Origin of the sequence: Nitrosomonas marina (genome assembly GCF_900111605.1) — a bacterium.
GTDB classification, from domain to species: Bacteria; Pseudomonadota; Gammaproteobacteria; order Burkholderiales; family Nitrosomonadaceae; genus Nitrosomonas; species Nitrosomonas marina_A.
The window spans coordinates 47,808-59,785 of record NZ_FOIA01000019.1; the positions used below are offsets into that span (position 1 = coordinate 47,808).

Below are 11,978 nucleotides of genomic sequence, written 5' to 3' on the forward strand. Positions count from 1 at the left end.
GGCGCAATGGAACACGTATCTTGAAGATCATGCTCCATACTTTCAAAGTCAAACACAGGAGCCGACACCATGAGCGGCTCTTGATGCATTTTCATTCAGCGCTGCCACCCCCGAAAATAATCGAAACGATGTCATACCCCGCCGTTTTCAAGTGCATTTGCATCTGCATTGAAAGAACATGGCCATGTCCTCGCCCGAGGTGATCCGCGCGGCTTTGTCCCGCTGGATCACCGGGGCGAAGTGTTTGCCGTATCCGTATCCAAATGGGTCGGAATCAAAACCAAAGAAGTCCATACCCAGTTAACTGATGAACAAAACCTGCCCGTTGGTCGATGAGGCCAGAATCCAGATTGACCAAGATATGACCGTGCGGCTGGATGCGCTGTTCCAAGAACAAGAAAATGCATTTGAAACACGGATGGCACCGTCGAAAGAAAAGAAACACGCCCTGACGCGCCAGCACAAGGCCGAGCGCCAAAAACTACGTGAGGCACAGCATTTGCACTGGCAACACAAACAGCAGGAATGGCGCAATAATCTTAAGAAGGGTTTTTGCGGTCTGTTTGACCGCGTTACTGGAAACGTCGTAGAATAGAAGTACACAAGAAACAAGACGCTTGACAAGTCAAATCAGTCAAACCTGAAAAAGTTTCTGTTGAAAATTTTCAGCACTTCGATGCAGTCAGCAACTGGAACTGGATTTAATTCCTGTCTTTTTTTCAGTCTGAAATGTTGGCACACATCGCTATTTTTTTCGCAGGAAAAAAGGATCCAAAAAATGGCCACCAGCCATTTTTTCAGATTCTAGGCGCAAGCAGCCATCAGCAAGTTGATGCGATCACCCACCGCGCCTTTCAGATAATTTCTCGTCATTCGATAGTCCGATTTCAAATGGCCGATAATGGGTTCAATAGCTGCGCGCTTTCGGCATTGCTTCCGTTTCTTGTTTTTCTGAGTTACCACAACAAGTTCGCGGCCTCAAACCAGCACCGCACTTGACCAAATCACACATTCCGGACTAAGATTTTCAGGTGTGACTTGTGGCTAATGAAGTTTCAACGTGACATTAAATTTTTGATCAACACCTTATTTTATTAACAAAGAAAGGAGATTTTCATGAAATACACGTTCTTAGTTACTATCCTGTTTGTTTTAACTGGTACAGCCCTATTATCCGGATGCGGCGAGCCTAAGCCCTATAATAAACCACCAAGCTTATATGAGGATCCAGAATCAGGTGAAAGACTGGGTGCCCCTGCTGGTAAACAAGAATAGGTTGATTGATTCTCAAACGGCCCCTGTCAGTTTTCAGGGGCTGTTTGCTGCTTACTAAAGTTGTACGCTTTCAACGAGGTCCTCATTAACAGGTTACCCCGTTTCCTTCTCTTTTGTCATACACAAGAAATAATCATAGCTCGCCACGGAAAAAATCCTTTTCCAAATAACATTTGATGCTGTGTGCAGTGGAAGCCGCCCAGGCATGGACATTTTTAGCAAGATGACTTTTGGCTTCAACGCGTTTTTTTCTGGCTTCTTTCAGGCTGACATCAGGATATAAGCCAAAAGCTAACGTCTTTTGCTTACCAGCAAAGCGGTAATTCATTCGCCGGTATTTACCATTAATTTTTGATCAGTAAATATAATCCACCGCTGCCACCTATTTTGTAAGGTTTATTCTTAGGCTTAGCCTGACGTATAGCGGTATCTGTCAGCATTTAATAGTATCTCACTTGCTGGTATCAAAAAATACCGTCATTCCGCTGATATGTCAAAAGATGTTATGCGATTTTACGAGTTAATCAGTTTTTAAAAACCGAATAAATACAATGAATTTTGTGTGATATGAGACTTTATGAAAGCCTTGCTTGGTGCGCCAAGACATAGTATTGTCGAACCAAATTTTCAGCATATTAGAGGAATGGGAGCGTGTATTGCAAGGGCTTAGTGGGGATATTTTTATAGATATGCCTGAGCCAGAATTCTGAAACTTTCTAATATCTATTCCATCTATTGTATACTTTTGATATATTGATATTTGTTATATATGAATACTATAGGGGTTTGATCAAAAATGGCAACGACGAGTTTGAGTTTAGGCGAACATTGGGAAACATTTATCAAAAATGAGATTGCAAGCGGACGATATGGTTCGGCAAGTGAAGTCGTCCGTGATGCATTACGCGGGATGGAAGAACGCAAGAGTAAGCTGGAAGCTCTTCGCGTATATTTAAAAGAAGGCGCAGAACAAGCAGAGCGTGGTGAGTTCGTGAAAGATTATTCTATTGATAAGATCATTGAGGAACTGGATACTGAGGAATGACATTCACCGTCAAAATTACGCCACGCGCACAACAAGAGCTCAAAAATATCGGGCGTTACACGTTGCAAAAATGGGGTAAAAAGAAACGAGACAGCTATTTGCGTAATCTTGACCGACGTTTCAGGTGGTTAGCCGAAAATCCTAAATAGGTAAGCGTAGAATTGATATCGAAGAAGGCTATTACTGCTATTTACAAGGGTCGCACTTGATATTCTACACAATTGGTGAGAATTGTATTCACATTATCGGCATACCGCACCAAGCCATGGATGTATTAAACTACTTTGATCCAGATTAGCTCTTCATATAAAAATAGCCCACGGGAATCGAACCAATAATTTCATTATTTTTCAAAATGTTGGATAATATAAATTTTCCTCTTTCCCAAAATATCAGGAAAATAATCCAATTAGAACAACTGTTTGATGATTGGTGCCGAGGGGGGGAATCGAACCCCCATGATGTCACCATCGCTGGATTTTGAATCCAGTGCGTCTACCAATTCCGCCACCTCGGCATGTGCCAGTTGATTTTTTTTTGCAGCAGCAAAAGATGGCAATTATTACTGAAATTACCCGCTTCAGCAAGCCGCGCCGGTAAAAATACGACCTTCAGTATATAATTGCGCATTTTCGATGAATTTGAGCCCTGTCTTCTCCCCAATGTATAGAATGCAGAATCACACGTTTTCAATACGTTCAATAAGCAGCATACGCCGACGAATTTTTATCAGCGCTGATCTGCCAATTAAATGAATATACGGGAGTTTGATTTCGATCTGCCGTCAGAACTTATCGCTCAGCATCCAGCCCAACAACGTGCCAGCAGCCGGTTGTTGCATCTGGACAGCGCCAGCCGCCAAATACGCGATCTACAGTTTTCCTGTCTTCCCGAATATCTGCGATCAGGAGATGTCGCCGTGTTCAACGACACGCGTGTCATCAAAGCCAGACTGTTTGGAAGAAAAAGTAGCGGCGGGAAAATCGAAATTCTGGTGGAACGCGTACTCGACGACCATCATGTACAGGCTACGATTCGGGCCAGCCATGCACCCAGACCGGATAGCCGGCTGGTTTTGGCCGACGAGATACCTGTCACGGTTTTAGATCGGGGAAATGCGTTCTATACGTTACGTTTCGATCATCCGCAAACCGTTTATGAATTACTGGAACGCTTCGGTCAATTACCGTTGCCACCCTATATCGGCCGTTCGGCTTCCTTGGCAGATGAATCAAGTTATCAGACAGTTTATGCTAAAAATGCAGGTGCAGTCGCAGCCCCGACCGCCGGTTTGCATTTTGACGAAACCACACTGAACCAGCTAAAGACAAAAGGCGTCATGATCACGTATGTAACCCTGCATGTTGGTGCTGGCACGTTTCAACCGGTGCGCGTTGAAAAGATAACCGACCATACCATGCACAGCGAACTGTTTCATATTCCGCAACAAACGGCTGATGCAATCGGTCACGCAAAAAAAAATGGCGGTCGTATTCTGGCAGTCGGTACGACATCATTACGGGCGCTCGAAGCTTCCGCTGCACAACATCACGGTCAAGTGACTGCGGGCTCCGGCGAAACCGATATCTTTATTACACCGGGTTATCGTTTTCACGTGGCAGATCGTTTGTTGACCAATTTTCATTTGCCGCGATCCACCCTGATTATGCTGGTCAGCGCATTCGGTGGCCTGAGCAACATACGTAACGCCTACCAGCATGCGATTAAACAACACTATCGTTTTTTCAGTTACGGCGACGCCATGCTGATCGAGAGAAAACCATGAATTTCAATCTGAAGGGAACTGATCAGGCAGCACGCCGGGGAACGCTGACACTGGCGCATGGGCAGGTGGAAACCCCCGCATTTATGCCCGTAGGCACTTATGGTGCGGTCAAGGGCATGTCTCCCGAAATGCTGCAAAACATTCATGCCCAGATCATTCTGGGTAATACATTTCATCTGTGGCTGCGTCCTGGACTGGAAGTCATTGCTGCACATGGCGGATTGCACGGTTTTATGCACTGGAACGGGCCGATTCTGACGGACTCCGGTGGATTTCAGGTCTACAGTCTTGGAGATTTGCGCAAAATCACCGAGCAAGGTGTAAAGTTCAGCTCGCCGGTAAACGGTGATCGTTGCTTCTTGACACCTGAGGAATCCATGCGGATTCAACGAATTCTTAACTCGGATATTGTGATGATATTCGATGAATGTACGCCGTATCCGGCAGATGAAGCCGCCACAAAAGATTCAATGGAGCTCAGTCTGCGCTGGGCCGAGCGTTCCAGACGGGCGCACGAAGGCAATACCAATGCTTTATTCGGCATCGTTCAGGGCGGCATGTACGAAAGTCTGCGTGATCTTTCGCTGGCGGGTCTGGTATCGATCGGTTTCGACGGTTACGCGATTGGCGGTTTATCGGTTGGCGAACCCAAAGCCGATATGCGGCGCATTCTGGAACATACCGCGCCACTCTTACCTGTAGACAAACCACGTTACCTGATGGGTGTTGGCACGCCAGCCGATATCGTGCATGCGGTGGCGCAAGGTATCGACATGTTCGATTGCGTGCTGCCCACGCGCAATGCTCGCAACGGCTGGTTATATACCCGCAATGGCATTATCAAGCTGCGCAACAGTCGTTACCGGCTGGACACCGCGCCGCCGGACGACCAGTGTGCATGTTATACCTGCCGTAATTTCACCCGCGCCTATCTGCACCATCTTCAGCGTATCAACGAAATGCTTGGCGCTCACCTGAACACGGTTCATAATCTGTTTTATTATCAGCACCTCATGACAGAAATACGCGCCGCGATCGAGCAGAAGCAATTCGGTGAACTTGTAGAAAAATTTGCTCGGGAATTTCAGTGATAAGCCTGCATCATGCTAATATGTGCACTTTTTTGATTAACCGTTAACCTGGAGAAATATCATGCTGATTAGTGAAGCATACGCGCAGGCAGCCGAATCCGGACAGGCAGAAGCAGGCTGGGCAAACCTCATTTTGTTGATAGGTATTTTTGTTATTTTCTGGCTGCTGCTTATTCGTCCACAGGCGAAACGCGCCAAAGAACACAAGCAGATGGTTGAAAACCTGCAAAGAGGCGATGAAGTTATCACCAATGGCGGCATATTGGGTTTAATACTTAATGTCAGTGAAAGCTATGTTGTCGTTGAAATAGCGCCCAGTCTTGAAGTCATTGTGCTGAAATCCTCCGTCCAGACGCTGTTGCCAAAAGGTACGTTAAAGAGCATCGAACCTTCCAAAGGCGGCAAACCAGCAAAAAAATCAGTTAAAGCCTCTCCCGCAGCGACAGGAGCGGAAACCAAAAAAACAGACGATGCCACCGATTCATCGGATAACGCGCCTGAGAGCAGTAACGAGGATACATCCAAGCCGGGCGATAAAAATTAACCTTTTTTATCAATCCGACCGGGCTACCTGATCAACCGGTCATGGTCTGCTGAACAGCTTTTTTCGATATATAACAACACACACTAACTGAATACTCATGAACCGCTACCCGCTTTGGAAATACCTGATTATTGCGGTTTCCTTGTTGCTCGGACTGCTCTATACCCTGCCAAATTTCTTTGGCGAATCTCCCGCTGTACAAATTTCACCATTGAGAATGGCAACCCAGGCAGACACTGGTCTGCTGCAACGGGTTGAGACCACCCTGGCCAATGCCGGCATCGATAACGACGGACTATTTCTGGAAGAAGGCAGTATCAAGGTCCGTTTTGAAGATACCGACACACAAATCAAAGCCAAGGATCTACTCCAATCGACGCTGGGTGACGACTATATGGTCGCGCTCAATCTGCTGCCCAATTCACCCCAGTGGCTAACCGAACTGGGGGCGCTGCCTATGTATCTCGGTCTCGATCTGCGTGGTGGCGTTCATTTCATGCTCGAGGTCGATATGGAAGGCGCTGTCAGCAAAACGCTTGACCGGCACAGCAACGATATCCGTTCGACTTTACGCGAAAAAAAAATTTCTTATGCCGGCGTTGAAAGACTGGGTGATACATTAACAGTCAAGTTTCGCGACGCCGAATCGCGATCACAGGCACTTGATGAATTGCGATCGACCTACGAAGACCTGCTATTCAAAGAGGAACAGGCGAACAATCGTTTTAATCTGATTGCCTCTATCAGGCCGGAAGCGCTGATCCAGATGCAGGACTCTACCGTGCAGCAGAATATTACGACACTTCGAAATCGTGTCAATGAACTGGGTGTAGCCGAACCGATTATTCAGAAAGCAGGCGCTGACCGTGTCATTGTTCAGCTGCCAGGTGTTCAGGATACCGCCAAGGCCAAGGAAATCCTGGGTCGAACAGCCACACTGGAAATACGTATGGTCGACGAGGAACGCGATCTCGATGCAGCGTTGCAGGGCCGCATTCCATTTGGTACCGAACTTTACGAAGAGCGCGGCAGTGGCCCCATACTGGTCAAAAAACAGGTATTGCTGACCGGTGATCGCATTACCGACGCACAGCCCGGCTTCAATGAGGACAATCAGCCAGCCGTCCATATTCGGCTTGATAATAATGGAGCGCAGATCTTCAAAAAACTGACACGCGAAAATGTCGGCAGACGTATGGCAATCCTGTTAATCGAACGCAATCAGGCTGAAGTTGTCACGGCACCCGTTATTCGTGAAGAAATCGGCGGCGGACGGGTTCAGATCAGCGGCCGTATGACAACGATGGAAGCGCGCGATGTTTCGTTGCTGCTGCGCGCCGGTGCACTGGCCGCTCCCATGGATATTATCGAGGAGCGCACCGTCGGTCCGAGCCTCGGAGCAGACAATATTGCCAGAGGATTTAATTCAACGCTTTATGGCTTTGTGGCAGTTGCCATCTTCATAATGGTGTATTACATGGCATTCGGTGTCATTTCTGTACTGGCGCTGAGTCTCAATCTGCTGTTACTGGTCGGCCTGTTGTCCATTCTGCAGGCCACACTGACACTTCCCGGCATGGCCGCGTTAGCATTGACCGTCGGTATGGCTATCGATGCCAACGTACTGATTAATGAACGGATACGCGATGAATTGCGTGCCGGTGTCTCGCCGCAGCTTGCGATAAGTGCCGGATACGAACGTGCCACCGGAACGATTCTCGACTCGAATATCACGACGTTGATAGCCGGTATTGCACTGTTTGCCTTCGGTTCCGGACCGGTAAAAGGATTCGCGGTAGTGCTTTGCCTCGGCATCCTGACATCCGTGTTTACTGCTATCTTTGTATCACGTGGTATGGTCAACTATATGTACGGCAGCCGCCGAAAACTGGAAGTTGTCCCCATCGGCAAGATCTGGATTCCCAAAACTGATAACACCAGGAAGCGGTTTAAATACAATTTTTCGCAAGAATCTATTGCTGCAGCAACTGAATCTGCAGCCCCGTCACAAACGCAAAACGATAAATCAGCTGCTGTCAAAGCTGAGCCGGTGACAGGAAATACGGCAGGAAAGGCTACTGAAACGGATGCTTCATCTGAAACCGGGGCGATACCGGAAGAGTCTCAATCGTCTGAAGCAAGTGAAAGCAAACCGGAAGCAACCACTAGCCAGCCCCAGAAATCGGCGCGGGCTCGTGGAAAACGAAAGCAGGCAGCCCGCAAAAGCAAGAAAAAATAATCCGCAAAACGTGATTCAAACAGGTTTTTTAAAGGAATAATCAATGGAATTTTTCAGATTCAGCCGCGACATCCCATTTATGAGCTGGCGGCGCGTTGCGGCGGTGATCTCTATCTCGACATTTATTCTATCCGTATTTTTTATCGCGACCAGAGGATTGAATTTTGGTGTAGATTTTACAGGAGGAACGGTACTTGAAGTCAGTTACGAACAGACAGCCGATCTGAATAGAATCAGAGAAATACTGGCGGGTATGAATATGACGGATGTGACTGTACAGAATTTCGGTACTTCCCGTGATGTAATGATTCGTCTGCCGGTGATACCCGAATACTCCAGTGCGCAACTGTCGGAAACGGTGTTGGATGCATTGCGCGAGGCTGACAGAACGGTTGAAATGCGCCGCGTTGAGTTTGTCGGGCCGCAAGTCGGCCAGGAACTGTTGGAGAATGGAGCGCTGGCCCTGCTATTTGTTTCGCTCGGCATCGTGGCCTATCTCGCGGTTCGTTTTGAATGGAAATTCGGTATAGCCGGAATTATCGCCAACCTGCACGATGTCATCATCATTTTGGGCTTCTTTGCATTCTTCCAGTGGGAATTTTCACTGACCGTACTGGCAGCGGTTCTCGCAGTACTGGGTTATTCCGTCAACGAATCCGTGGTCATTTTTGACCGCATACGTGAAAACTTCCGCAAGCTTCGGAAAATACCAGTCAAAGATGTCATCAACAATGCCATTACCCGAACCATGGCACGCACAATCATGACACACGGTAGCACGCAAATGGTGATCATCTCCATGCTGTTATTCGGTGGCGAAGTTTTATATTACTTCGCACTGGCGTTAACCATAGGTATCTGGTTTGGCATCTATTCCTCTATCATGGTAGCCAGCTCGATTTTAATCCTGTTGGGCGTCAAACGTGAAGACCTGCTGCAACCGGAAGAAAAGAAACCGGAAAATGACGGTGCCGTCGTATGACGCCGAACAGCATCGTTTAATATCTGAACGGGATTGACCAGATTGATAGCAGAAATAATTGAATGGATTGTCAATACCGTCGGCAGTCTCGGCTATCCGGGTATATTTATCCTGATGCTGCTTGAATCGAGTTTCGTGCCTTTTCCGAGTGAAGTCATCATGATCCCGGCCGGATACCTTGCTTCAAAAGGTGAAATGCAGATCCTGGCTGTTATATTGTGTGGAATTGCCGGCAGCCTTATTGGCGCGCTCGTCAACTACTATCTGGCTGTGTGGCTTGGTCGGCCATTCTTACTGCATTACGGCAAGTATGTCATGTTTAACGAGGCGCATCTCCAGAAAATGGAAGTCTTTTTTCAACGTCATGGACATATCTCCACTTTTACCGGCCGTCTGATTCCAATGGTCCGCCAGTATATCTCGATACCGGCTGGTCTGGCACGCATGCATTTGCCGATATTTTGTTTTTACACCAGTCTTGGCGCCGGTATCTGGGTAATCATACTGACACTGCTCGGTTTTTTTATAGGCGAGAACGAAGCACTGATTAAAGATTACCTGCGCGATATCATGATTATGCTGTTTATCGCTTGTACCCTCGGCGTTGTCATATACTGGCAACGGCAACGCAGATCAAACCGTCCACATTCGTAACGGTCATGAAATCCGCAAATCCTGGATCAAAAATCAATAAAAAATCCGGCCGTCTGACAGTACGTAATGCGACCTTGAAAGATGTACCCGCACTGGTTGAACTCGTTGCGCGGGTGTATCGGAACACTAGTATTCCAGCCTATACTGAAGGCGCATTGAACGGCCAGATAAACAATTTTTCCGAAGGTCAGCTCGTGGCCGTTTATGATGAAGAGCTGGTTGGCTATTGCGCCAGTTTCAGAATTTCTGGAAAGATCGCACTGCGGCCGCATACCTGGGTTGAAATTACCGGTAATGGTTACGCCTCGCGGCATAATCCCGATGGCGAATATCTGTACGGAATGGAAGTCTGCGTAGATCCAAATTTTCGCGGCTATCGGATCGGCCAGCGGTTTTATAATGCCCGCAAACAGCTCTGCCAGGACCTCGGTCTAAAAGGCATTATTTTTGCAGGCAGGCTGCCCAGCTATGCCAAAAGAGCCAGACGCTACCCGGATGTCGAATCATACGTGCAGCAGATTGTACAAAAAACACTGCGCGACCCGGTACTTTCGTTCCAGTTGCACAATAACTTCGAAGTTCTCGGCGTCATCAAAGATTATTTGCCTGAAGATCGTGATTCACTGGGCTACGGCGTACACCTGATCTGGTACAATCCTGGCGTACCGGAAGAATCAGAGATCAAACGCCACAAAAACTTCGGTGGCCGCATGCAGGAAACGGTTCGCATTGGCACTGTACAGTACATGATGCGAAAAGTAAGCTCGTTTGACGAATTTATCAGCTTTATCGAGTATTTTGTCGACGTTATTGCTGATTACAACGGCGACTTCGTGGTTTTCCCTGAACTGTTCACACTGCAGTTACTCTCGATTGAAGACCAGCGTCTGTCTCCGGCAGAATCGATTGCGGCACTGACCAAATATACTGAACGTTTTACCAAAGCGATGCGCGATATGGCGCTACGCTACAACATAAACATCATAGCCGGCACGCATCCGACGCACATGCCGTCCGGTCGTGTTGAAAATATTTCATATATTTTTTTACGCGATGGCTCCATCCATCAACAACCGAAAATTCACCCGACACCCGACGAAGTGTACTGGTGGAATATTGAAGGCGGAAACACGTTGAAAGCCATTGAAACGGACTGCGGTTCGATTGGTGTTTTGATTTGCTATGATGCCGAATTTCCGGAACTGGCGCGACATCTTGTCGACCAGGGTGTTTTTCTGATTTTTGTGCCGTTCTGTACTGCGGAACGACTGGGATATTTGCGCGTGCGCTATTGTAGCCAGGCACGCGCTGTGGAAAATCAGGTCTATGTAGTAATGTCGGGCAACGTGGGCAACTTGCCGAATGTGGCAAACATGGATGTCCAGTATGCGCAAAGCTGTATCCTGACGCCCTGTGATTTCCCATTTTCCCGGGATGGTATTGCTGCGGATACAACCCCGAATGTAGAAACCATCGCACTGGCTGATGTGCGTCCGGATTCGTTACGTACGGCGCGCAATGCAGGTACCGTACAGAATCTCAAGGACAGGCGCCACGACCTGTATTCTGTACATTGGCGCGGCAAGTAATTTCTGGCTTTAAACATAATATGCTCAAACACATAAATCTTGGCAAATTCAGCACCTGGCTGGCGCTTTTCTCGGGATTACTTGCAGTCGCTGCTGTTATTCTTCACCGTATGGAAACTGTCAGCTTTCAGATTGCGCTGCCCGGACTGGCAATTTCAGCCTTCACTGGATTAATAGCAGCTCTTTCGGGTATTGTTGGACTGTTTATCGCCATGTACCAACGAAGAAGCGCTCTTTCATCTCTAACCGGTTCATTATTGGGTTTTATCGTGGCCATGCCGACAGTGTTTACAATACTGGCCGCATCAGACCTGCCCCGCATTCATGATATCAGCACGGATCTCAATAATCCGCCGCAATTTACTGCAATACCGTCGTTACGCAAAGCCACCGATAACCCGCTGGACCGCCTGAAACCGGACAATCTTGCCCAACTACAACGATCAGGCTATCCAGACCTGAAACCACTGCAGCTCGACCGGCCTGCGTCTGTTGTATTTGAACAATCCCTGCAATTGGTCAAATCACATGGCTGGCGTATTGCAACTGCTTCTGCTGATCAGGGTAAAATCGAGGCAACTGCCACCACGCCCGTCATGGCGTTTAAAGACGATATAGTCATACGAGTACAACGTAACGGAGAACTTACACAAGTGGACATGCGCTCAGTTTCGCGCGTTGGAGTCAGCGATCTCGGAGCAAATGCAGCGCGTATACATGATTTTTTAAATAACTTGAAGGAATTAAACAACTAAATCAGTAATCAGCAAGAA

14 protein-coding genes and 1 tRNA gene are annotated in these 11,978 nt (G+C 47.6%); 13 read left to right on the top strand and 2 right to left on the bottom strand.

The window, feature by feature from the left end:
* Window positions 1–168 precede the first annotated feature (168 nt).
* The 3 genes from BMY62_RS16140 to BMY62_RS16145 all read left to right on the top strand — a co-directional run bounded on the left by BMY62_RS16140 (window position 169) and on the right by BMY62_RS16145 (window position 1,275).
* The gene (locus BMY62_RS16140; protein WP_177170350.1) at window positions 169–336 is read left to right on the top strand and encodes a hypothetical protein; all 168 of its coding nucleotides are present in this window, start codon (window positions 169–171) and stop codon (window positions 334–336) included.
* Window positions 308–595: a hypothetical protein gene (locus tag BMY62_RS09715; RefSeq protein WP_090659068.1), complete on the top strand. Its 288-nt coding sequence runs from the start codon at window positions 308–310 to the stop codon at window positions 593–595. Before BMY62_RS16140 ends, BMY62_RS09715 begins: the two co-directional genes overlap by 29 nt.
* 521 nt (window positions 596–1,116) lie before the next feature.
* Window positions 1,117–1,275 carry a hypothetical protein gene (locus BMY62_RS16145; RefSeq protein WP_177170351.1) on the top strand — a complete coding sequence of 53 codons (159 nt, stop codon included), beginning with the start codon at window positions 1,117–1,119 and terminating at the stop codon, window positions 1,273–1,275.
* A 133-nt stretch (window positions 1,276–1,408) separates the two neighbouring features.
* On the opposite strand, the gene BMY62_RS16345 is transcribed toward BMY62_RS16145, so the two are convergent.
* Window positions 1,409–1,603: an Arm DNA-binding domain-containing protein gene (locus BMY62_RS16345; protein ID WP_090659070.1), complete on the bottom strand. Its 195-nt coding sequence runs from the start codon at window positions 1,601–1,603 to the stop codon at window positions 1,409–1,411.
* A gap of 468 nt (window positions 1,604–2,071) precedes the next feature.
* Between BMY62_RS16345 and BMY62_RS09725 the strand changes: the two genes are divergently transcribed.
* The gene (locus tag BMY62_RS09725) at window positions 2,072–2,320 is read left to right on the top strand and encodes a type II toxin-antitoxin system ParD family antitoxin (protein WP_090659071.1); all 249 of its coding nucleotides are present in this window, start codon (window positions 2,072–2,074) and stop codon (window positions 2,318–2,320) included.
* Entirely contained in the window at window positions 2,317–2,469 is a 153-nt protein-coding gene (locus tag BMY62_RS16350) for a type II toxin-antitoxin system RelE/ParE family toxin (protein ID WP_218142964.1), read from the top strand. Before BMY62_RS09725 ends, BMY62_RS16350 begins: the two co-directional genes overlap by 4 nt.
* 281 nt (window positions 2,470–2,750) lie before the next feature.
* Here the strand turns inward: BMY62_RS16350 and BMY62_RS09735 are convergent.
* Window positions 2,751–2,837: transfer RNA gene (locus tag BMY62_RS09735), tRNA-Leu, on the bottom strand.
* A gap of 234 nt (window positions 2,838–3,071) precedes the next feature.
* On the opposite strand from BMY62_RS09735, the gene queA reads away from it, so the two are divergent.
* The 8 genes from queA to BMY62_RS09775 all read left to right on the top strand — a co-directional run bounded on the left by queA (window position 3,072) and on the right by BMY62_RS09775 (window position 11,960).
* Window positions 3,072–4,106: a tRNA preQ1(34) S-adenosylmethionine ribosyltransferase-isomerase QueA gene (gene queA / locus BMY62_RS09740; RefSeq protein ID WP_090659072.1), complete on the top strand. Its 1,035-nt coding sequence runs from the start codon at window positions 3,072–3,074 to the stop codon at window positions 4,104–4,106.
* Window positions 4,103–5,197: a tRNA guanosine(34) transglycosylase Tgt gene (gene tgt, locus BMY62_RS09745; protein ID WP_090659074.1), complete on the top strand. Its 1,095-nt coding sequence runs from the start codon at window positions 4,103–4,105 to the stop codon at window positions 5,195–5,197. Before queA ends, tgt begins: the two co-directional genes overlap by 4 nt.
* Window positions 5,198–5,258: 61 nt before the next feature.
* The gene (gene yajC / locus BMY62_RS09750; RefSeq protein ID WP_090659076.1) at window positions 5,259–5,741 is read left to right on the top strand and encodes a preprotein translocase subunit YajC; all 483 of its coding nucleotides are present in this window, start codon (window positions 5,259–5,261) and stop codon (window positions 5,739–5,741) included.
* Window positions 5,742–5,838: 97 nt separating this feature from the next.
* Complete coding sequence (gene secD / locus BMY62_RS09755; protein WP_256207544.1) at window positions 5,839–7,980, top strand: protein translocase subunit SecD; 2,142 nt, start codon at window positions 5,839–5,841, stop codon at window positions 7,978–7,980.
* Between the two features lie 43 nt (window positions 7,981–8,023).
* Entirely contained in the window at window positions 8,024–8,962 is a 939-nt protein-coding gene (gene secF / locus BMY62_RS09760) for a protein translocase subunit SecF (RefSeq protein WP_090659078.1), read from the top strand.
* Window positions 8,963–9,004: 42 nt separating this feature from the next.
* Window positions 9,005–9,616: a DedA family protein gene (locus BMY62_RS09765; RefSeq protein WP_090659114.1), complete on the top strand. Its 612-nt coding sequence runs from the start codon at window positions 9,005–9,007 to the stop codon at window positions 9,614–9,616.
* Between the two features lie 5 nt (window positions 9,617–9,621).
* Window positions 9,622–11,205, top strand: coding sequence for a bifunctional GNAT family N-acetyltransferase/carbon-nitrogen hydrolase family protein (locus tag BMY62_RS09770; protein ID WP_090659080.1), 1,584 nt, complete (start codon window positions 9,622–9,624; stop codon window positions 11,203–11,205).
* 20 nt (window positions 11,206–11,225) lie between these two features.
* Entirely contained in the window at window positions 11,226–11,960 is a 735-nt protein-coding gene (locus tag BMY62_RS09775) for a DUF1499 domain-containing protein (protein WP_090659116.1), read from the top strand.
* The last annotated feature ends 18 nt before the right edge of the window (window positions 11,961–11,978 follow it).